Origin of the sequence: Lactobacillus xujianguonis, assembly GCF_004009905.1 — a bacterium.
Classification (GTDB): domain Bacteria; phylum Bacillota; class Bacilli; order Lactobacillales; family Lactobacillaceae; genus Lactobacillus; species Lactobacillus xujianguonis.
Map to the genome: position 1 here is coordinate 88,829 of NZ_ML136873.1, position 19,369 is coordinate 108,197.

Genomic DNA, 19,369 nt, shown 5'->3' on the forward strand with positions numbered 1-19,369 from the left:
TTAATTTTTAGAAAAAAATTATCAAGCATTTCTGTGTATCTAATATTAGAGGAGCAAAATTCCTCGAGGATCACGTGAATTTTGTTTGGTAATTTTTTTGGTTCTGTGCTAGAATTAGGCATTGCGAGTAATAATTTCCATTACTCCTTGTTCTTGATTTTAGCAAGAACCATTTAGTCCAGAAGGAGGTGCAATAGTTCATGGCAACTACTAAGTACGAAGTAACTTACATTATCAAGCCTGATATTGATGAAGAATCAAAGAAGGCTCTCGTTGAAAACTACGATAAGGTTATCGCAGACAACGGTGGTACTATGGTTGAATCCAAAGACTGGGGCAAGCGTCATTTTGCATACGAAATCGACAAGTATCGTGAAGGTACTTACCACATTATGACTTTCACTGCAGAAAACGCAGACGCAGTTAACGAATTCAGTCGTTTGTCAAAGATTGACAACGCCGTTTTACGTTCAATGACTGTTAAGTTAGACAAATAATTTATTATCGAAAAAAGACCGTGATTTAGGAAAGGGAGGACCTAAGTATGATTAATAGAGTTGTACTTGTTGGCCGATTAACACGTGATCCTGAATTGCGTACTACTGGGAGCGGAATCTCGGTTGCTACGTTTACTCTTGCTGTTGACCGTCAATTTACAAATAGCCAAGGTGAGAGAGGCGCAGATTTTATCAGCTGTGTAATCTGGAGAAAATCTGCAGAAAACTTCTGCAATTTTACTTCTAAAGGTTCATTAGTTGGGATTGATGGCCGAATTCAAACCAGAAGTTACGATAATAAAGACGGGCAAAGAGTTTATGTCACTGAAGTTGTCGTAGATAATTTCGCATTGCTCGAATCACGTAAGGATCGTGAAGCCCGCGGTCAAAATGGTGGTTTTACACCAAATAATAATGGAAATGCTGGCGCACAAAACACTAACAATTTCCAACCTAATAATGGCGGAGCACCTGCTGCAAATACCAATAATGCCCCTCAAGATAAGCCACAAGATCCATTTGCTGGCTCAGGGGATACCATTGATATTTCAGATGATGATCTTCCATTCTAAAAATAAAATTGAAAGAAAGGACCTAGGGATATGGCTCAACAAAGAAGAGGCGGCCGTCGTCGTCGCAAGGTTGACTACATTGCAGCTAACCACATCGACTACGTTGACTACAAGGACGTTGACCTGTTGAAACGTTTTATCTCAGAAAGAGGTAAGATTTTACCACGTCGTGTCACTGGCACTAGCGCAAAGAATCAACGTAAAGTAGCAAACGCAATTAAGAGAGCTCGTATTATGGGCTTGTTGCCATTTGTTGCTGAAGACTAATTCAGTCAAATATTAATACGTTTAAAAAGAGATCGAAGAAGTTAACTTTTCCGATCTCTTTTTTTACATTCTATCCCCTCGCTTGCCGGATACGGTATAATTAATTTGAAGAACGATACCTATTTTTAGGAAGGATCTTTCATGAAAGATTTTTTACGTAAACTTGAATTACCCGCCTTTATTCGAGACGCGCGACTCACAGCTTCTGTAGTTGTTATTCTGTGTTTATCGCTATTAGGCGCGGTACTTGGAATGATAATGAAACCTTTATTTGGGCTGGCATTATTATTGATTTTTATCTTAACGGTTGCGATTGCTATTTATGGCACTTATATTTTGGCTGGTAATGCAAATAATTTTGCGATTAACTTGTCTTACCGCATTAAGCGCAGTGAGCAAGAAGCTTTAATTAAGATGCCACTGGGGATTTTGCTGTATGATAATGAGCATCAGATTCAGTGGGTTAACCCCTACTTGCAACTTTACTTAAAAGACGATGATCTGATTGGCCATACAATTGAATCCGTTGATCCTGATTTAAATAAATTACTCAATGAAGCAATTGCTGCTAAAACCGCAGAAAATCATATGGTTCATTGGGATGGACACGAATTTGAAATGGTGGTCCAGGATGATCTGGGAGTTATCTATTTGTTAGATATCACTCGCTATGCTAAGATTGAGCGCAAGTATGAAGCTGATCGTTTAGCAATTGGATTAATCTTTATTGATAACTATGATGAATTAAGCGAAGCTATGCATGATCAGGAATTAACCAGCATGAGTTCTTATGTGCAAAATAAACTCAGTGATTATGCTAAGAAGTTTAATTCATATCTGAAGCGAATCGATGAAGATCACTTTTTGCTCTTAGCGCATATGCAAGATTTGAAGCAAATGGAACAAGACAAGTTCTCAGTGCTTGATCGAGTACGGCAAGAAACAAGCCGTAACAATACTCCATTGACACTTTCGATTGGGATCGCCTTTGGTAGTGATTCATTAACTGAAATTGCTAACCAAGCGCAATCTAACCTCGATTTAGCCTTAGGACGTGGTGGAGACCAAGTTGTTTTGCGTCAACCTGGTAAAGATGCCCGCTTCTATGGTGGTAAGTCTAATCCAATGGAAAAGCGGACTCGTGTCCGGGCCCGGATGGTTGCCCAAGCAATTACTGAATTATTCAAAGATGCCGATCGCGTCTTTGTCGTTGGTCACCAACGACCTGATATGGATTCAGTTGGTAGTGGTATTGGGGTTGTCAAAATTGCCCGTTTGCATGGCGTAACAGCTCACTTTGTACTTGATACCAGCAAGACTAATTATGATGTCGGGCGTTTAGTGGCACGGATGGCTAAAGAAAAGAAGGATGAAGATATCTTCATCAATCCAGCTGATGCCCTGAATACGGCAACTGATAAATCATTACTGGTAATGGTTGACCACTCTAAATATTCGATTACTTACTCTCAAAAGCTCTATGATCGCTTGAAGAATCGGATTATTGTGATTGATCACCACCGGCGTGGTGAAGAATTCCCAGAAAACCCAATGTTAACGTATGTTGAACCTTATGCTTCTTCAGCGTGTGAATTGGTAACGGAGATGATCGAATACCAACAGCCAGCTGGTGGGAAGCGAGTCTTAACTGACTTAGAAGCAACGGCAATGCTGGCCGGGATTGTGGTTGACTCCAAAGAATTCTCGCTGCGGACTGGCACTAGAACCTTTGATGCGGCCAGTTATTTGCGGTCAATTGGCGCTTCTTCAGCAGTGGTCAGCTCCTTACTCAAAGAAGACATTGATAGCTTCTTAGAGCGGACGCACTTAGTAGCCACTTTGAAGATGGTGCGGCCACACATGGCAGTGCTTTGCGGACCGGATGATAAAATCATTGATCCAATTGTGACAGCACAGGCAGCTGATACAGCCCTAGATTTGGAAAATGTGGGTGCCAGCTTTGCCATTACTCGGCGCAGCGCGGATACTATTGGGATCTCCGCTCGTTCAATGGGTAAGATCAACGTGCAATTAATCATGGAAAAATTGGGCGGTGGTGGTCACCTTTCCAATGCTGCAACGCAAATTAAAGGCGTTACAATTGAAGAAGCACGTGCGCAATTGCTAAAGGCAATTGATGAATATGAACAAGAAAATGAATAACAGAAAGGAATATGACAATGAAAGTTATTTTTACACAAGACGTTAGAGGCCGTGGTAAGCGTGGACAAGTTAAGAATGTCCCAGATGGTTACGCTCAAAACTACTTGATTAAGCGTGGTTTAGCTAAGGCTGCAACTAAGGGTAATATGAATACCTTGAAGCGGGTTGAAGCTAACGAAAAGGCTGCTTATGAAGCAGAAAAGGCCGAAGCTGAAAAGATTAAGGCAGTGCTTGATAAAGACGAAACTGTTGTTAACTTCAAGTCAAAGGCTGGTACTGATGCACGGCTATTTGGTTCAATCTCTAGCAAGAAGATTGTTGAAGGTTTGGAGAAGCAATACGGTATTAAGATCGACAAACGCAAATTAAGCCTTCCTGAGCCAATTAAAGCCTTGGGCTACACAAATGTACCTGTTAAGTTGTTTAAGGGCGTAGACGCTACAATTCGCGTTCATATCACCGAACAAGATTAAGACACTAAGTAAAAGTGGTTGTGATTGATGGATAACATTGTTTCTCAACAAATACCGCATGATTCAGATGCGGAAAAAGCTGTCTTAGGGGCAATCTTTATTGATCCTGAAGCAGTGGCTGAAGCTGATGCTGTTGTTCAGCCGGAAGATTTTTATGAACGAGCTAACCGCTATATTTTCCAGGCGATGTTAGATTTATCCGATCGTGGGGATGTAATTGATCCGTTAACGCTGCAGGATGAATTAACTAAGAAGAATCAGCTGGAAGATATCGGCGGGATTGCCTATGTATCACAGTTAGCAATTTCAACGCCAACCGCTGAGCACGTAACTTACTATGCACAGATCGTGCACCGGAAGGCCATGCTTAGAAGATTGATTGCTGCCAGTCAAAACATTATTAATAATGCGATGGAAGGTTCAGATGACGTGACCGACATCTTAGATGATGCCGAAAGCGAGATCATGAACGTTTCTTCAGAAAACAATACTGGTGGTTTTAGGGCAATTAAAGAAATTGTTAACTCAGCCGTTGAAGATATTAACAATATTCCGCAAGACGGTAACATGGTTACTGGTTTGCCAACAGGCTTTTCGGAACTAGATAAAATGACGACTGGATTTCATGATGATGAATTAATTATCGTGGCAGCTCGTCCTGGTGTTGGTAAGACTTCCTTTGCCTTAAACGTGGCGCAATACGTGGGCTTGCATACCGATAATACGGTTGCGATGTTCTCGCTTGAAATGAGTGGGGAACAGTTAGTGCAAAGAATGCTGGCCTCAGAAGGTTTAATTGATTCTCAGCACCTTAGAACAGGTCAACTTGATGAAAATGAATGGCGCAAGTTGATCGTGGCCTCAGGGTCTTTAGCCAATACCAGTATTTACATTGACGACACACCCGGAATTAAAATGAGTGAGATTCGGGCTAAATCGAGACGACTAGCCAAAGAAAAGGGGAAACTCGGTCTGATTGTGATTGACTACTTGCAGTTAATTGAAGGACCACGGAGTGAATCACGGCAGCAAGAAGTTTCTGCTATCTCTCGGCAATTAAAGAAGCTCGCTAAGGAGCTTCACGTGCCCGTCATTGCCCTTTCGCAGTTGTCACGGTCAGTTGAGCAGCGGCAAGATAAACGCCCTGTATTGTCCGATATTCGTGAATCTGGGTCAATTGAACAGGATGCCGACATTGTTTCTTTTCTTTACCGGGATGATTATTACCGTGATGAAGAAGACGGCGAGTCTGGCGATGATGACGGCGAAGTAGAAGCAGAAGACGATAATGGTGAAGTTGAAGTCATCATTGAAAAGAACCGTTCAGGTAGTCGAGGAACAGTCAAATTAATGTTTTCCAAGCCTTATAACCGGTTCTCGAATCTGGATTATGCGCATGATGCGCCGGATAAATAAGCATAAGTACAAAAATTTAATTACATACCCATGAAAGCCTTTACGTGTAAAGGCTTTTTTGCATATAATTAATGCAGCATATAAAACGCAGTTAGAACATAAAAAGAAAAGGATGATGAACATGGCAGATAAAAAGTATGTAGGCAGTATTGAAGCTGGTGGAACCAAGTTTATTGTTGCCGTGCAAGATGTCGCAACTGGCAAAGAAGTTGCAAGAGACCGGATCCCTACCACGACTGCTAAGGAAACTTTAGCCAAGACGGCAGAGTTTTTTAAGGAGCATCCAGTTGATGCTTTAGGAATTGGGACTTTTGGTCCGATTGATATTAACCAAAATTCACGCACCTTTGGTTATATTTTGGATACACCAAAGCCAGGTTGGTCAGGAACTAACGTGAAAGGTTATTTTGAAAAGGAATTAGGCATTCCCGTTGTCATGACGACTGACGTTAACGCTTCTTGTTATGGCGAATATATTGCGCGTGGCCGTGATAATTCTAAGTCTTACTTCTACATCACAATCGGTACTGGAATTGGTGCTGGCATTGTACAAGAAGGTAAGTTTGTGGGATTAAACAATCACCCAGAAATGGGTCATATGTTAGTTAAGACATATCCTGGTGATGACTATGAAGGACACTGTCCATTCCACGGTAACAAGTGTGCCGAAGGGATGGCTGCTGGTCCTTCAATTGAAGGACGTTTAGGTATTCCAGGTGAAAAGGTTGCCCGTGACAACAAGGTCTTCACATACATTGCCTACTATGTTGCTCAAGTTCTTTTCAACGCTTATATGGCTGCTCGTCCTGATGTGATGGTTGTTGGTGGTTCAGTTTTAACTGAAGACGACTTGGTTAAGGTACGGAAATTCTTTGATGACTTTAACAACAACTATGTTGCTACGCCAGATTTGGATAAGTTGATTGTACGTCCAGCTGTCGCAGATAACGGTTCAGCTACTTTAGGTGATTTTGAATTAGCGAAAACTGTCTTGAAATAAAAATTAATTTGCATAGACTAGAAAACTAAGAATTGCTATCGAAAAGTAATTCTTAGTTTTTTTGTAAATAAAATATTTTAGGGGATGAGCTTATGCATAAATGGATTTTTATGCAGCGACTGCAACTGGTTTTAGCTGGTTTAATTTTGGTAGTAGCTAGTATTTAGAATGGCTTAGGGATGCCGATAGCTTTGCTTATTTTCGGCATGCTCTTAGTAATCGCAGCCTTAATTTTTAATGGCTTCAAGTATGAGCAACCATGGTGGCTCACGATTAAGGAATACGTTAATGCCTTCATACCAATAGCGCTAATTTTAGCTTTAAAAATTCTATTTCACTTTGTGCTAAAGAATACTTCATTTCCTAAGCCGATAAGTATAACTATTTACAGTATCTTAGCTTTAACCCTATTTTTACCATTTTTAAAAGTAAGCCTAGTCCCACTAAGAAAATTCATTCCTAAATTATTGGCAGTGTTTATTTTATCAATCTGTGTTTTAAATCTACTAGTTACAAGTTATCATTTTAAGAATGAAATCTTGTTTGCCATTAATGATTCCAGCATTATCAACGCTTTTCTGTTTTTAGGATTTGCACTTTATTTAGGGAATAAGTGGTGGCAAACAGCTAAAATGAATTTATATTTTAGCGGTGCGTTTAAATCTCAATGGCTATTTCTGCTTATTTTGTTAGTTTTTATCATTGGGAGTTCAGTATTCAGTGCTCTAATTAATTTGACTAGTCAATTTAAAGATGCTATTTGGAATTGGACAGCCACATTTTCAATATTAAATAAATTCCCAGGCTTAAATCTCATTTTGGCTGCAATTGAAGCAGGAATTTTAGAAGAAACATTGCGCTGGCTCAATCTACGAATAGTTTTGAGTAAGTTTAGGCATCATCGTGGAAGAATAGAATTAGCGGTTTTAATTAGTGCTTTAATTTTTGCCGTTAGTCATAGCGTAAATTATTTTAGCGGACAAACAGCTGCATTAACGGCAGTTCAAATCTTTATCACTCTAGGTTTCTGCTTATTCTTAGCAGCGGTTTATCTTTATACGGGACAATTTTGGTTAATCGTTTTAATTCATGCTTGCCAAGATTGGCTCGTCTTTCGGATCAAAGTTAATCCTCTTGCAGATATGTCAGCGTCAGGGTGGTGGTTATCAATTGATCCTCATCAGTTTTTGCCTAGCTTGCTTGTCGTTTTAGTATATGGTGCTTTTACTATTGTGCTGTTAACGGGCAAGAGGAGAAGCGTGATTAAAGCTCATCTGGAAAAAATGTCTTGAAATAAAAAAAGCAAGAAAAAAGCCTGAATTCTTAACAAAAGGTTAAGTCGGGCTTTTTTAATTCTTTTCAAATGACACAGTGTCACACTTCATGTAAGATTAAGACATAAACTAAAACAAGAAAGGAGGATTGGCTATGGCTAGAGAAAATACAGGTCTCAAAGACAAAGTTGTCGGCAAGATGAAAGAAGTCGAAGGTAAGCTTACCGGCGACAAATTGCGCGAAGCCCAAGGCAAGGCGCAACAGACCAAAGGAAAAGTGAAAGATAGGATAGATGATGTTCGCAAAAACATCGAAGAACACAAGGAAGAGAAGGTGACCTAAGATGTTACATTGGTTATGGGTATTAATTGTAGGTGGCGTTATTGGCTTGATCGCAGGTGCAATCACTGGCCGCGGTCAATCAATGGGCTGGATTGCTAATATTTTAGCAGGATTGATTGGTTCTTCAATTGGCCAAGCATTGCTTGGGTCATGGGGACCACAAGTAGCCGGCATGGCTGTCGTGCCATCAATTTTAGGAGCAGTGATCTTAGTATTGATTGTTTCCTTCATTATAGGCATGATGAATGGTCGTCGCCGGACAGACTAATGAAAAAAATAAATAAAAAATGAATCCAAAAAAGGTATTTGAGTTAGCTAGCTCAAATACCTTTTTCTTCTAATTTACTTTTTGTGAAAATGATGCCCGTTAAATTTCTTCTTTTCTAGTAACTTCTTGTCTAGCTTGATATCTGGCAGATCAGGATCATAAAATTCAAAGAAAATTGGGGCCTTTTTAGAGTCTGAGCTCTTAGGGTAATCCTGGTACTGATATTCCGTACTAGTGAAGGGCACGTTGTTACTTTTGCGATAAGTTTCCCAGATATCGGTAAACATGGTGTTAAAAATTTTCCGTAACTCAGGGTCAAGGGACATTAAAACCTTACTGAGACGGTAAGTTCCTAGCAGTTTATGAGCGGTTAATTGATTAACATCGCTGATGTCTAAGTTTTCAAAAGCATTAAACAAGGCGGAGAACATCTTGCCTCGCTTGGCGTCAGGGATGGAATGGTTGAAGTGAATTAAAGAGTGACGAATAATGCGCGCACCAGTTGAAAGGCCATCAGCTAACACGAAACTATCCCGGCCAACGCGCCAACGACGTGGATCATGTTGATCAGTCATGGAAGCGTCGCATTTGATGATTAAGGTGCGTTCGGGATGGTCCAACATAGCACCAATGATTGAGCCTTCTGGGAGGTAGGTCTTTAGTTTAGGCAGGATGAGCTTAAAGCCAGGGGAAGTAAAGACTTTATGGTAAAAGCCTGGTCCATCAAAGTTGAGAGCCTTAATCACGCGATCTTGAATTTCTGGTCGTACCGCACTTAAGGCATATTGCGCAAAGTTGCCGCCCTTAGAGTGGCCGACTAAGTAGATGCGATCATTGGGGAAGTCATTAGCGATCCGGTTTAAGTAGCTAGCGGCGACATTTTGTCCGTAAACTTCCGGGGTATAGTTCATAACCATATCTTCCTGCCAACCAATCATTGTGCTGTCTGTGCCGCGGTAGGAAATTAAAATTGTTTTATCGGTTAAACGGAAAGTAGCAGCAGTAAATTGCAAGGGATGTGGTGCGGTCTCTAAGCGATTAGTCCAGTCAAGGATCTCTAAATTGCCTAGACGGGGACTGTGCGGCAATAAGAAAACTTCGGTTCCAGTTTCGTCGTGCATTTGATGTTGGAAAGAGGGGAGTTTACGCAATTGTTCTGCCACTTCAGCGAAGGTGTGGCCGACGGCTGATTCATCGCCGGGTAAGTAGATAAGTGAAGCTAAAAGAGCCGCGTCGACGCTATTAAAAGGCTTCTCGCTGAAAGAGAGGTCACCTCGCCAACGTAAGTATTCAAGTGAATTTGCCAAAAAATCTTCCTTTCTAAGATAAGTGTGATGTTATAACTTTAATTTTAGCAATTTTTTACTGCAAAAATAAAAATATGTCCCATCAAAAGGACATATTTTGAAAGAAAATTAACTTTTAAGGCTTATTTCCCGCCACGAGTATAACTAATGCGGGTGATGTCAGGATACTTCCTGAGCGCCATAATAATGTCATTCTCGTCTTGTTTATTATCGATAATGCCATCAACGTTGAAGACAATGCGTTCATCACTTACATCAAGAATCTTGACGGAGACATTTTCGACTTTATTTTCTTCAAGTTCGTGCGTAATTTGCGCCAGAATATGATGCTTGTTGACTGCTTCAATTTGAATATTAAAGCGGACATGGAGGATGATCTTATTAATTAAAGTATCATCGTGGAAAAGCATTTGCACAATAAAGAGAAAGGCTGTTGAGAGAATGCCGATGACGTACATTCCGGCACCAACTGCCATCCCGATTGCAGCAGTTGCCCAGACGCCGGCTGCAGTGGTCAAACCAGAGATTTGCTCCCGGCGTACCAGAATAGTACCGGCACCAATAAAGGAAATCCCAGTAACGATCTGAGCGGCAATTCTGGAAGGGTCTAGCGCGATATTATGCATATTAAGAATATCGGCAAAACCATATTTAGAAACAATCATGAACAAAGCAGAAGCAATCGCAACCACGATGTGGGTTCTCACCCCTGCACTTTTTCTTTGAATGGCCCGCTCATAACCAATGGCGCCACCGCAGACGGCAGCAATAATGATTCTGAGTAGCCAATCAACTTGAATTTGAAATGGAGCCAAGGTAATTAGGCTAAACATGAAATCCCTCTTTCTATTAATATTTGGATCACGGCTTCCATTTTAGTCTATTTGGCTTAAATTTACAGGTAAGAATTTTTTTGAAACTTTTTTCAAAAAACACTTGCATGGGATAGATCTATATGGTTTAATTAATACTGTTGTCGGTGAGACAACGCAAGAGTTGCTGACTTAGCTCAGTTGGCAGAGCACCTCACTAGTAATGAGGAGGTCGGAGGTTCGAACCCTCTAGTCAGCATAAATAGATTCGTTAGACATGGTTTAAACGCCATGTCTTTTTTGTTGTCTTGCATACAAGATTATTTGATACTGTGTGTCAAATGTCATACAATATAAATGAGGTGGTAAATATGGATTCAAGAGTAGATAGTAGAGTTCCAACTGATATTAAAGAAAAAGCCAGCAAAGAATTGGCCGCACACGGTTTGTCTATTTCCAGTTTTATCAGAATGGTATTATCATCAGTTGCAAATGATGGACTACCTAAATATTGGGGAATTCCTAATGCTGAGACTATGTCATCAATCGATGAAGCTATTGATGACATGAAGAATCCTCATTTAAAGAGTGCATCTTCATATGATGAGCTGGAGAAATTACTAGATGAGTAAGATAATTCCTACAAGTCGATTTAAAAAGCAAAGAAAAAAGGTTAAAAAGAATCCGCGCTGGCACAACATTTTCTATGGTGAAGTACCTTTTGAAGATGACCATCGTTCTCCTTGGCAGTACATTATTGAATGTTTTTTAAATGATGATCCAATTCCTGATTACTTTTATGAACATCCAATTACATTGACTAAGCGTCAACGCCAGGAGATTAAAAATAGATTTGGCAGTTTGACTAATCTAGACATTAGAGGATTAGATTTACATTTTGACGGTCATAACGGAGATCATTTACTCCTGTATATTAGAACGAATAAAGACATAATATATTTAGCAGGCATAGGCACTCATTCAGATTTATTTTAAAACGCTAAAACATCTAAGATGGGACTGTCAAAAAGTGGGAGATATTTTTGTTAACTAACCGTCCGCTTTTTTATGTATAATCGCTGAAGTGCATGTCGGAGTAAGAGAATTGCGAGCAGTTGATTAATTTATTAATCTTCTGCTTTTGATACGAAGTAAAAATGGTTAATCTATAAATTAAAATCAATTCTCGTTGATTCTCGTTGATTCGTGTCGATTCTCGTTCAATTCGACACGCAATTCGATAAGTAATCGCTCAACTGCTTGTCCCCGTAAGAAAAAAGCTTGTCGAGAAAGCTCGAGATTTTCGATAAGCAATAAAAAAGTACGTTTCGCTATACCTTTCAATAAAACCAACTACAATAAGAGTTGAAGAAGGCGTTTTTTATGACAAAAAGATATGAAAAAGAAGTCAAAGAAGCGGAAAGTGTATTAGAGGATAAGAAATTAACGGATAGCGAAATCTCACAAGAGTTAGTTTCTAAGGACCATCCAACTGAAAATGTGAAGCCAGCTGAGATTGATTTCTTGCGTAAAAAGCCATCTTTAGCAATGCAAATTGATTTTACCTTGTTAGGTGACCGTGCTGGATTGTCCAAGGAAGCTAAGGAAGAAGCCGCAGCTGCAGCTAAATAATGTTAGTGAAAATAAATTAAGTCCATTGCTCCATGAAAGGCAATGGACTTTTTATTTTTTTGTGAAAAGTAGCACTAACAATATGAATCCACAATCTTCCTCAACTGCTTCAAATACGCATCCTTCAAACTTTCCGGTTCAATAATTCGTACATCACTGCCTAACTTAAGTAAATATTGCACCATGTAATCTAATTCTTGCGGATTATACTGTCCAGTCAGGTAATTGGCGTTATGGTGCGTTTCAACTTTCATACTAGGATAAAGGTCGCGCAAGGCGGCCTTTTTTCCGTGTTCAGTGAGTCGACAGCGAAATTTAATGGTGCGGAAATTATTGAAGTAATTAGTTCTAATCTTAGTGAGTTCTGCAATCTTCTTAGTTTGCTTGTCAGGAGACAGTTTCAACTGTTTTAGTTTATTGCATTTGTAGATACGGTAAGTTTCACGCCTTAGATCAAAAGCCTCGGTGTACCAAAGCCCATTTTGATAAAAGATATTGGCAATCTGCAAAGTTTGCTTTTGCTCGGCTTGAGTATTCTGGCAAGTAACAGCTAGATTCTGCGTCGCAGCCTGCAACAATAAAGTTAAGTTTTGTGTGTCATCGACGGAAGGTTCACGACGATATTTCACAATATTTTGCATCTGCTTGATTTGCTTCTGGTAGTTGATCGGCAATGATTTTAGCAGTTTTTGGTAAATACTACTGAATGATTTTTTTAATGGGGTAGTAGATACCAGATCCATTGATTTTAGTGCAAAAAAGATGGCGTTGATCTCCTCAAAATTGAATTTGATGGGTACCCAGAGTTTTTCTTGGCTAATCTTGTAGCCACCGTTACGACCAACTTCTGAGTATAAAGGCAAGCCCATTTCCTCAAGCTCTGCAATGTCGCGCAGGGCAGTCCTTTCAGAAATTTTAAACTTGCTGGTTAGTTCATTTAAGTTAAAACTTTTGCGATAGGAAAGATAAATTAATTCTTGGTTAAGACGATCTGCTTTTTTCATTAATAAAATCCTTGATAAATACTGACAACTTTTGACAGGGTTTAACTGTATTATAAAGAATGCAAAGTGAAAGGATGAAGAAAATGACGAAGTTTATGAATGAAGAATTTTTAGATGTTTTATTTGATAAAGGACCTGCGACGATCGTTAGCGTGAACGGTAATCCGGCTAGCGTGGTTAACACCTGGACGCAATACATTAGCGTGGTGCGCGATGATACCCTGCTGATTCCTGCTGCGGGGATGCATTCAATTGAAAATGACTTCGAGAATGATCCTAAGCATGAGTTGACGATTGCGATTGGTTCTTACAATTATGAAGGTAAGGCCGGCATGGGTCGCGGCTACCACATTCATGGTCAGGGCGAGTTCATTACTGAGGGTGAATATTTCGAACAAATGAAGGCACAATTCGATTGGATTCGTGCAGTGTTAGTTGTGAAGATCCATGATATTGAACAGAAGATTTAGGCAATAAATCTCCAAAGTTCTTGTCCACGTAAGAAAGAAGAGCAAAACTAAAAGCAATCAGAAATGAGTTTTCAAGTCTGATTGCTTTTTTAGGTTTTTAGAAATTTGGGAATGTATTTAACGAATGAAATTATGAGGTTGTTGCTTATTCAGCTAACTTACCAACAACGTCTAAGTTAGCTAAAACTTTATCACCATGAGGAGAGTGCTTGAGTGCTTCGGTAAGATCTTGTCCTGCAAGGTTTCCATGGTGCTTGCCACCGTGCCATTCAGGAATGTCAGTGACATCGTAAACGACGCCGTTGACTGCTACATATGCTTTGTGTCCATCTTGACCGTTAAATTCTGCTAATTTATCTTTTGTAAAAATCTTTTCTGCCATGAATATCCACCTTTCTAGTAGAAACGTTAAACTAACTAATCGAATAGTACCATTATTTATTTAAAAATGCAACATTATTTTTTCGCCTAATTACAAGCATATAAGTTGAATCAGCTTACACTGCAGTATAAAATAATAATCAACTAAGTAATTGAATAGTTAAAAAGAAGGTGCTTTGATGGAAGAAAAAGAATTAGCTCATTTAACTCCTAAGCAATATGCTGTTACGCAAAAAGGCGCAACTGAGATGGCATTTACTGGGAAGTATGATGACTTTTATGAAAAGGGCATCTATGTAGATGTGGTTTCTGGAGAGCCATTATTTTCTAGTGAAGATAAGTATGATGCTGGGTGTGGTTGGCCGTCATTCACTAAGCCAATTAAGAAGCTCGACTATAAGGTTGATAAATCTTTCTTCATGAGAAGAGTGGAAGTCAGAAGTCCAGAAGCTGATTCTCATTTAGGGCATGTTTTTGATGATGGTCCGGTTGAAGAAGGCGGTTTACGTTACTGCATTAACTCAGCAGCGTTGAACTTTATTCCTTATGATGAGTTAGAAGAAAAAGGCTACGGTCAATACAAGCAATTATTTAGTTAGGGGGGATGGCAAATGGCTTTAGATACTGCAATTTTTGCTGGTGGTTGCTTTTGGTGTATGGTTGAACCTTTTGACAGCTTACCAGGCGTAGAAAAGATCGTGAGTGGTTATACTGGTGGACATGTAGCTAACCCTACTTATGAAGAAGTATGTGCGGGAAATACCGGTCATACAGAAGCTGTTGAAATTACTTATGATCCAGACAAGATGCCTTATGACAAACTGCTCCAATATTACTGGCAAGTAACCGATCCAACGGATGCAATGGGGCAATTCCAAGATCGCGGTGATCAATATCGACCAGTAATTTACTACAATTCCGAAGTACAAAAGCAAGCGGCAGAGAAATCTAAGCAAGCTTTGGCTGATAGTGGCAAATTTGATGATCCAATTGTTACGGCAATTGAACCAGCACAGCCATTTTATGCAGCCGAGGATTACCATCAAGACTTCTATAAGAAGAATCCACTTCGCTACATGATTGAAGAAGCTGGTGGCCGGGCTCGCTTTGTGAAAAAACACTGGGGTAGATAAATTAATTTAGGAGGTTAAGGTTATGGCAGAATTAACCACAAAATTATTTCTTGATGTAAAGAAGTTAGAAAAGTATCAAACTTTATTAAAGAAGCAAGTTCATTTAGAGAATAAGGCTGCATTAACTAATTTCCCTAATAACCGCATTTACAAAAAGGTGCTCAGAACTCTTAGCAAGAATGGCAATGAGTTAACTAGCAACGATTTAATTTTCAAGTATAATTTCCGGTTAAGTGAAGTTACGGACGCAGTCGCTGCTCTTACAGCCAGTGATTTAATCACTAAGGAAGATATCAGCGACACGGAATGCAAGTTGAAGTTAACCGATCAAGGTATTGCTGCAATCAAGGACTTTAATAAGAGCCGTGATGAAATTGCTCAAGCTGCTTATGGTAGTTTAACTGAAGATGAACAAAAGCAACTCGACGATTTAGTTAACAAGTTGCTTAAGGACTACGAGAGTAGAGATGTGGACTACGCTGGTTTAATTGACTTATTGCACCTCAACTAATATTAATAATTAAAAAATGGCTACTAATCGTTTGGGATCAGTAGCCATTTTTATGTTCGTAGTTTGACAAATAATTCATCAGCCAATAAAGTATTCAATATAATGATTTAATACTTTGGAGATAATATGGACAAACAATACCAATACAAGACAGAGATGTTTACAGCACTAGCGCAGATGGCCAAAGGGCTTGCAAGTGATAGTCGTTTAGTCATCTTACATTTACTATTTCAAGCTCCTAGCACGGTTGAGACACTAGCTAAAGAGAGCGGCTTGAGCGTTGCCAATACTTCAAGACATTTGCAGGTTTTAAAGCAAAGCAATTTAGTCAAGTCAGTTAAAGATGGTAACTATATCATTTACAGCTTAGCTAATTACAAAATCTATGATCTAATCAATTTATTGATTGATATTGGCGAAGATGAAATTGCTGATTTTAAGAAGGCGCAAAATACTGCCAATAGTGAACCGGGTGTCAAAACGATTTCTTTAGCCGATGCTAAAAAAATCAAGGCACATAGCTTTATGCTTGATGCCCGAACCGAGCATGAATATAACGAAGGTCATGTCGATGGAGCAGTGAATATCCCTTATACAGAAATTGAAGAGCATTTACAAGAGTTGCCTAAGAATCAACCGATTATTGTCTATTGTCGTGGTCGCTTGTGTCCAATTACTAATGATGTGACGAAAGAGCTGAATGATAATGGCTTTGAAGCTTATAGTTTAAATAATACGTGCCGCGATTGGCAAGAACTAAATTGCTAGAGTGCTTGTCTGCGTAAGAATCAGCCCGTTAGCATTTATTTATAATACGCTTTAGCAAAAGCTGTAGTGAATTATACAGTTTGTCTAAAAATGATCTTAATTACTTGTTCAAGACATGTTTTAATTTTAGCGAAAGTTAAAGACGCGTTGTATGAGATTTTTTAAAGAGGTTTCTACATGAATAAAATTGAACAATTAGTTGACCAAGTAAAAGCTGCCGATGCCATTGTTGTCGGTGCAGGTAGTGGGATGTCCAGAGCTACTGGTTTAGCCTCCTGGTACGAAGATAGTCCCTTGTACATGGACAATATGAAATATTTTGCTAAAAAATATGGCTTTCAAGGCTTATTCCAAGGATTTTATACTCGATTTGAATCAGAAGAAGAACACTGGGCTTTCTATCTGGAACTGTATAAAATGATGACCGAAATTCCGCCACAGAAGCCAACTTATGAATATTTGCGGAAATTAATTGGTGATAAACCCGTGCATTATGTCACGACTAACCAAGATATGCTCTTTACTAAATATTTCCCAGAAGAGCAGGTAAGTGAGATTCAAGGGTCATGGCATTACTTCCAAAGTTCACGTCCTGCAAGCGATCGCAAGCTTTATCCAACTAAGGGAATGCTGGACGTTTTGTACGACAAGATTGAAGATCATCGTCTGCCAAGTGATCTGATTCCACGCAGTGATGTTGATGGGGCAGCACTTATTCCGTGGGTACGTGGTCCGGAATTCTTAGAGGATCAAGAGTATTATGAAGAACACCAAAAGTGGAACAAGTTCATGGGAGAACATCGTGGTGAAAAGATCCTCTTCCTTGAAATGGGTGTGGGCCGGATGACACCGATGTTTATTCAGGAGCCATTCTGGGAAATGACACAATACATGCCTGATTCATTCTATGTGAACATTAATCCACGGGATGCCCGTACTAATCCAGCAATTGAAGATTGTTCCTTGTTAGTTGATGAAGATATCAATGATGCCTTAAAAGCAGCTAGTGAAATGATCAAATAGCTAGAGTGCTTGTCCCAGTAAGCAAAAAGAGTCTTATCGTTGCAAATAATTGCGCTGATAAGGCTCTTTTTGTAGTTAATGAAAGCTTTTAATTTAGAAACTAAGATGATGACAAATTAAGTAGTAGAGAAAGTGATGAGTCTCATTATCTTAGATTAATCTATATCTGTCTCACAAAAGCAACTTAAGTTACTTCGCAGAGTTAAGTATAAAAATGTGTTACTGAGATTAAAACATAACGGAGTTTGTGTGCTTTATTTCAGGGATACACAATTTTCGATAAACCTTTTCCGTTTATCGCTTCTTAATTATACCTACTTCTATTAGCCATTGCTAGCTAAAAGCGTGATTTTGAAGAGGTTCTATCCATTCTCTACTTGAGTGTTTCATTTTAAATAATTTACTTTAAAAGTGAAGAGCACTCTTCATTTTTCGAAACTATGCTTACAGCTAGTAGCAAACCAGTTGCTTGTCTGCGCCCATTAAATAGTATATATTGACATCATAGGTAGGGTGATAATGTTGTTATATGATACGCAGAGTCGCATAAAATACGGCTTGATTAAGGCGTTAGAGCAAAAGCCGCTGTATGATCTCAAAGATCTTGATGTCATCAAAAATGCGGAAGTTGCAAATGCCACTTTTTATAAATATTACGCAAATAAAATTGTTTTATTAAAAGATGTCGAAGCTAGTTTGTTAGCAGAACTAAAGAAGGCACTAGCAGAAGACTTGAAAGTTTGGTACCATCCTAAGCATTCTCTTTCTAAAAAGGATATTGCCCGCTTGGTGGAAAATGGTTTGAACAATACTTTGGATTTCTTCGATAAATATCATCAAGAGCTTTTAGTATTGACTTCCAATAATGGCGATCCTGTCTTGCGGCATACCTTGGTTGACGTGGTCAATCAGCGGTTGGTCCGGATCTTAAAATACTACTTCAATATCTATGAGCAAGAGGGGATGTTGGCTAAGAAGCCCAAGTTGTTTGATTATGTCGCTTATCGCTGGTCCAATGAAATTATTGATGACTTACTGTATTGGATAATCAACCGGAGTAAGATGACGTTTGATGATGCTAAACAATGTTTGAGTATGTCATTTACTCAGTCCGTGTATGAGATTGTTACGCATGGCTTTAATTAAATAGTTAAAAATGATTGGCCTAAAGGCCAATTTTTTCTGCCTAAAAGCAGCTTCATTATATTGTAAATGCTACATATTTTTAGATAATAATATATAAATACCAAATTCAAAAATTTATCCCAAATTATCGCTTCATTCTCAAGATAAAGTTGTATAATACATGTATTAATTCTTGGAAGGGGAATATAAAAATGAAATTCAAAAAGTTGTTAGTAAGTGTAGTTGTTTTAGCTGGTGCAGCTTTGACAATGACTACGATGCAAAATTCAGTCAAGGCTGATACTACTGCTAAGAGTGAAAATGCGGTCCAAACTAAGCCAATGCAAGGAGTCAAGAATCGTCCTGATTTGACTAAGAAGGGCTACATCTTACGCGTGATCAACGATAAGTACGCTGATAAGATCTATGTTGGTAAGAAGAACTACTCCAAGTCTTTAAAGAGCTTTGAACTTAAAGGTGTAAAAACTGTTAGCGCTAAGAAGGTTCAAAACGTTAAGTTCAGAGTTGAAAAAGAATTTGATTACTCAAAGCGTCATACTGGTGCGCCAGTCTTCTTACTTGCATCCAAGGATAAGAATTACTTCATTTGGACGACTCAATCAGGTTTACAATACTTCTACCTTAACAACAAGAACATGCGCGGAGTTAAGAAGGCTTTAACTAAGATTGCAAATTCTGATAACCGTCAAGTAAAGAAGGGTAAGAACAAGAAGCAATTAGACTTAGCCTTTAAAGCTGCTAAGAAGTTACGTGGTAAGCAAAAGAAGTTTGTCGTTAGTTCATTGAAAGAACTTAAGAAAGACGGCACGATGGATATTGAAGGGTCAAACTTATTACTCTTTGGTTTTTAATTAGTAAGTGAGAAACTTCTTTTTAATTAAAATATTTCTATGTGTTACACATGAAACA

At 39.0% G+C, this 19,369-nt stretch carries 25 protein-coding genes and 1 tRNA gene; 22 read left to right on the forward strand and 4 right to left on the reverse strand.

The annotated features are described in order from the left end of the window. Window positions 1–200: 200 nt before the first annotated feature. From rpsF to EJK17_RS02045, 10 genes are all read left to right on the forward strand, one after another. Entirely contained in the window at window positions 201–497 is a 297-nt protein-coding gene (rpsF, locus tag EJK17_RS02000; RefSeq protein WP_103660578.1) for a 30S ribosomal protein S6, read from the forward strand. A gap of 47 nt (window positions 498–544) precedes the next feature. Further along, window positions 545–1,069 carry a single-stranded DNA-binding protein gene (gene ssb / locus EJK17_RS02005; protein ID WP_103660577.1) on the forward strand — a complete coding sequence of 175 codons (525 nt, stop codon included), beginning with the start codon at window positions 545–547 and terminating at the stop codon, window positions 1,067–1,069. A 30-nt stretch (window positions 1,070–1,099) separates the two neighbouring features. Continuing rightward, window positions 1,100–1,336: a 30S ribosomal protein S18 gene (gene rpsR, locus EJK17_RS02010; RefSeq protein WP_003549366.1), complete on the forward strand. Its 237-nt coding sequence runs from the start codon at window positions 1,100–1,102 to the stop codon at window positions 1,334–1,336. 141 nt (window positions 1,337–1,477) lie between these two features. Further along, the gene (locus EJK17_RS02015; protein ID WP_103660576.1) at window positions 1,478–3,499 is read left to right on the forward strand and encodes a DHH family phosphoesterase; all 2,022 of its coding nucleotides are present in this window, start codon (window positions 1,478–1,480) and stop codon (window positions 3,497–3,499) included. A 17-nt stretch (window positions 3,500–3,516) separates the two neighbouring features. Then, entirely contained in the window at window positions 3,517–3,972 is a 456-nt protein-coding gene (rplI, locus tag EJK17_RS02020) for a 50S ribosomal protein L9 (RefSeq protein WP_103660575.1), read from the forward strand. 27 nt (window positions 3,973–3,999) lie between these two features. Beyond that, complete coding sequence (gene dnaB / locus EJK17_RS02025; protein WP_103660574.1) at window positions 4,000–5,388, forward strand: replicative DNA helicase; 1,389 nt, start codon at window positions 4,000–4,002, stop codon at window positions 5,386–5,388. A gap of 121 nt (window positions 5,389–5,509) precedes the next feature. Next, window positions 5,510–6,388, forward strand: a complete 879-nt coding sequence (locus EJK17_RS02030; protein WP_103660573.1) for an ROK family protein — start codon at window positions 5,510–5,512, stop codon at window positions 6,386–6,388. A 179-nt stretch (window positions 6,389–6,567) separates the two neighbouring features. Next, a complete protein-coding gene (locus EJK17_RS02035) occupies window positions 6,568–7,680 on the forward strand; it encodes a CPBP family intramembrane glutamic endopeptidase (RefSeq protein WP_127796156.1) in 1,113 nt (370 codons plus the stop codon). A gap of 136 nt (window positions 7,681–7,816) precedes the next feature. Beyond that, complete coding sequence (locus EJK17_RS02040; protein ID WP_103660571.1) at window positions 7,817–8,005, forward strand: CsbD family protein; 189 nt, start codon at window positions 7,817–7,819, stop codon at window positions 8,003–8,005. 1 nt (window position 8,006) lies between these two features. Continuing rightward, the gene (locus EJK17_RS02045; RefSeq protein ID WP_103660570.1) at window positions 8,007–8,273 is read left to right on the forward strand and encodes a GlsB/YeaQ/YmgE family stress response membrane protein; all 267 of its coding nucleotides are present in this window, start codon (window positions 8,007–8,009) and stop codon (window positions 8,271–8,273) included. A gap of 74 nt (window positions 8,274–8,347) precedes the next feature. Here EJK17_RS02045 and EJK17_RS02050 read toward each other — a convergent pair whose 3' ends face one another. Together EJK17_RS02050 and EJK17_RS02055 are read right to left on the reverse strand one after the other, a co-directional pair. Beyond that, a complete protein-coding gene (locus EJK17_RS02050; protein ID WP_103660569.1) occupies window positions 8,348–9,580 on the reverse strand; it encodes a DUF2974 domain-containing protein in 1,233 nt (410 codons plus the stop codon). Window positions 9,581–9,702: 122 nt separating this feature from the next. Continuing rightward, complete coding sequence (locus tag EJK17_RS02055; protein ID WP_103660568.1) at window positions 9,703–10,413, reverse strand: MgtC/SapB family protein; 711 nt, start codon at window positions 10,411–10,413, stop codon at window positions 9,703–9,705. A gap of 165 nt (window positions 10,414–10,578) precedes the next feature. Here EJK17_RS02055 and EJK17_RS02060 point away from each other — a divergent pair. From EJK17_RS02060 to EJK17_RS02075, 4 genes are all read left to right on the forward strand, one after another. Next, window positions 10,579–10,651, forward strand: a tRNA-Thr gene (locus EJK17_RS02060). 112 nt (window positions 10,652–10,763) lie between these two features. Then, complete coding sequence (locus EJK17_RS02065) at window positions 10,764–11,024, forward strand: type II toxin-antitoxin system RelB/DinJ family antitoxin (protein WP_103660567.1); 261 nt, start codon at window positions 10,764–10,766, stop codon at window positions 11,022–11,024. Next, window positions 11,017–11,388, forward strand: coding sequence for a type II toxin-antitoxin system RelE/ParE family toxin (locus tag EJK17_RS11595; protein WP_103660566.1), 372 nt, complete (start codon window positions 11,017–11,019; stop codon window positions 11,386–11,388). The genes EJK17_RS02065 and EJK17_RS11595 overlap by 8 nt, the downstream gene beginning before the upstream one ends. A 387-nt stretch (window positions 11,389–11,775) precedes the next feature. Next, the gene (locus EJK17_RS02075; RefSeq protein ID WP_127796157.1) at window positions 11,776–12,024 is read left to right on the forward strand and encodes a hypothetical protein; all 249 of its coding nucleotides are present in this window, start codon (window positions 11,776–11,778) and stop codon (window positions 12,022–12,024) included. 74 nt (window positions 12,025–12,098) lie between these two features. Here the strand turns inward: EJK17_RS02075 and EJK17_RS02080 are convergent, their stop codons facing one another. Next, the gene (locus EJK17_RS02080; RefSeq protein ID WP_103660564.1) at window positions 12,099–13,028 is read right to left on the reverse strand and encodes a helix-turn-helix transcriptional regulator; all 930 of its coding nucleotides are present in this window, start codon (window positions 13,026–13,028) and stop codon (window positions 12,099–12,101) included. A gap of 83 nt (window positions 13,029–13,111) precedes the next feature. On the opposite strand from EJK17_RS02080, the gene EJK17_RS02085 reads away from it, so the two are divergent. After that, window positions 13,112–13,498 carry a pyridoxamine 5'-phosphate oxidase family protein gene (locus tag EJK17_RS02085; protein ID WP_103660563.1) on the forward strand — a complete coding sequence of 129 codons (387 nt, stop codon included), beginning with the start codon at window positions 13,112–13,114 and terminating at the stop codon, window positions 13,496–13,498. A gap of 145 nt (window positions 13,499–13,643) precedes the next feature. Here the strand turns inward: EJK17_RS02085 and EJK17_RS02090 are convergent, their stop codons facing one another. Continuing rightward, complete coding sequence (locus EJK17_RS02090; RefSeq protein ID WP_103660562.1) at window positions 13,644–13,880, reverse strand: cytochrome b5 domain-containing protein; 237 nt, start codon at window positions 13,878–13,880, stop codon at window positions 13,644–13,646. A 178-nt stretch (window positions 13,881–14,058) separates the two neighbouring features. Here EJK17_RS02090 and msrB point away from each other — a divergent pair, with 178 nt between their 5' ends. The 7 genes from msrB (at window position 14,059) to EJK17_RS02125 (ending at window position 19,311) form a co-directional block, all read left to right on the forward strand. After that, window positions 14,059–14,478 (forward strand): peptide-methionine (R)-S-oxide reductase MsrB, encoded by a 420-nt coding sequence (gene msrB / locus EJK17_RS02095; RefSeq protein WP_103660561.1) that lies wholly within the window; start codon window positions 14,059–14,061, stop codon window positions 14,476–14,478. Between the two features lie 12 nt (window positions 14,479–14,490). Then, the gene (gene msrA / locus EJK17_RS02100; protein ID WP_103660560.1) at window positions 14,491–15,012 is read left to right on the forward strand and encodes a peptide-methionine (S)-S-oxide reductase MsrA; all 522 of its coding nucleotides are present in this window, start codon (window positions 14,491–14,493) and stop codon (window positions 15,010–15,012) included. 22 nt (window positions 15,013–15,034) lie between these two features. Beyond that, a complete protein-coding gene (locus tag EJK17_RS02105; RefSeq protein ID WP_103660559.1) occupies window positions 15,035–15,523 on the forward strand; it encodes a helix-turn-helix domain-containing protein in 489 nt (162 codons plus the stop codon). A gap of 126 nt (window positions 15,524–15,649) precedes the next feature. Then, window positions 15,650–16,291, forward strand: coding sequence for an ArsR/SmtB family transcription factor (locus tag EJK17_RS02110; RefSeq protein ID WP_103660558.1), 642 nt, complete (start codon window positions 15,650–15,652; stop codon window positions 16,289–16,291). 177 nt (window positions 16,292–16,468) lie between these two features. Then, window positions 16,469–17,314 carry an SIR2 family NAD-dependent protein deacylase gene (locus EJK17_RS02115; protein ID WP_103660557.1) on the forward strand — a complete coding sequence of 282 codons (846 nt, stop codon included), beginning with the start codon at window positions 16,469–16,471 and terminating at the stop codon, window positions 17,312–17,314. 519 nt (window positions 17,315–17,833) lie between these two features. Then, entirely contained in the window at window positions 17,834–18,460 is a 627-nt protein-coding gene (locus EJK17_RS02120; RefSeq protein WP_103660556.1) for a hypothetical protein, read from the forward strand. Between the two features lie 191 nt (window positions 18,461–18,651). Further along, the gene (locus EJK17_RS02125) at window positions 18,652–19,311 is read left to right on the forward strand and encodes a hypothetical protein (RefSeq protein WP_103660555.1); all 660 of its coding nucleotides are present in this window, start codon (window positions 18,652–18,654) and stop codon (window positions 19,309–19,311) included. Window positions 19,312–19,369 lie beyond the last annotated feature (58 nt).

Bases quoted from the DNA above. Each gene is read 5' to 3' on its own strand.
- rpsF (WP_103660578.1), top strand. From the start codon at position 201: ATGGCAACTACTAAGTACGAAGTAACTTACATTATCAAGCCTGATATT.
- ssb (WP_103660577.1), top strand. From the start codon at position 545: ATGATTAATAGAGTTGTACTTGTTGGCCGATTAACACGTGATCCTGAA.
- rpsR (WP_003549366.1), top strand. From the start codon at position 1,100: ATGGCTCAACAAAGAAGAGGCGGCCGTCGTCGTCGCAAGGTTGACTAC.
- EJK17_RS02015 (WP_103660576.1), top strand. From the start codon at position 1,478: ATGAAAGATTTTTTACGTAAACTTGAATTACCCGCCTTTATTCGAGAC.
- rplI (WP_103660575.1), top strand. From the start codon at position 3,517: ATGAAAGTTATTTTTACACAAGACGTTAGAGGCCGTGGTAAGCGTGGA.
- dnaB (WP_103660574.1), top strand. From the start codon at position 4,000: ATGGATAACATTGTTTCTCAACAAATACCGCATGATTCAGATGCGGAA.
- EJK17_RS02030 (WP_103660573.1), top strand. From the start codon at position 5,510: ATGGCAGATAAAAAGTATGTAGGCAGTATTGAAGCTGGTGGAACCAAG.
- EJK17_RS02035 (WP_127796156.1), top strand. From the start codon at position 6,568: ATGCCGATAGCTTTGCTTATTTTCGGCATGCTCTTAGTAATCGCAGCC.
- EJK17_RS02040 (WP_103660571.1), top strand. From the start codon at position 7,817: ATGGCTAGAGAAAATACAGGTCTCAAAGACAAAGTTGTCGGCAAGATG.
- EJK17_RS02045 (WP_103660570.1), top strand. From the start codon at position 8,007: ATGTTACATTGGTTATGGGTATTAATTGTAGGTGGCGTTATTGGCTTG.
- EJK17_RS02055 (WP_103660568.1), bottom strand. From the start codon at position 10,413: ATGTTTAGCCTAATTACCTTGGCTCCATTTCAAATTCAAGTTGATTGG.
- EJK17_RS02065 (WP_103660567.1), top strand. From the start codon at position 10,764: ATGGATTCAAGAGTAGATAGTAGAGTTCCAACTGATATTAAAGAAAAA.
- EJK17_RS11595 (WP_103660566.1), top strand. From the start codon at position 11,017: ATGAGTAAGATAATTCCTACAAGTCGATTTAAAAAGCAAAGAAAAAAG.
- EJK17_RS02075 (WP_127796157.1), top strand. From the start codon at position 11,776: ATGACAAAAAGATATGAAAAAGAAGTCAAAGAAGCGGAAAGTGTATTA.
- EJK17_RS02080 (WP_103660564.1), bottom strand. From the start codon at position 13,028: ATGAAAAAAGCAGATCGTCTTAACCAAGAATTAATTTATCTTTCCTAT.
- EJK17_RS02085 (WP_103660563.1), top strand. From the start codon at position 13,112: ATGACGAAGTTTATGAATGAAGAATTTTTAGATGTTTTATTTGATAAA.
- EJK17_RS02090 (WP_103660562.1), bottom strand. From the start codon at position 13,880: ATGGCAGAAAAGATTTTTACAAAAGATAAATTAGCAGAATTTAACGGT.
- msrB (WP_103660561.1), top strand. From the start codon at position 14,059: ATGGAAGAAAAAGAATTAGCTCATTTAACTCCTAAGCAATATGCTGTT.
- msrA (WP_103660560.1), top strand. From the start codon at position 14,491: ATGGCTTTAGATACTGCAATTTTTGCTGGTGGTTGCTTTTGGTGTATG.
- EJK17_RS02105 (WP_103660559.1), top strand. From the start codon at position 15,035: ATGGCAGAATTAACCACAAAATTATTTCTTGATGTAAAGAAGTTAGAA.
- EJK17_RS02110 (WP_103660558.1), top strand. From the start codon at position 15,650: ATGGACAAACAATACCAATACAAGACAGAGATGTTTACAGCACTAGCG.
- EJK17_RS02115 (WP_103660557.1), top strand. From the start codon at position 16,469: ATGAATAAAATTGAACAATTAGTTGACCAAGTAAAAGCTGCCGATGCC.
- EJK17_RS02120 (WP_103660556.1), top strand. From the start codon at position 17,834: ATGTTGTTATATGATACGCAGAGTCGCATAAAATACGGCTTGATTAAG.
- EJK17_RS02125 (WP_103660555.1), top strand. From the start codon at position 18,652: ATGAAATTCAAAAAGTTGTTAGTAAGTGTAGTTGTTTTAGCTGGTGCA.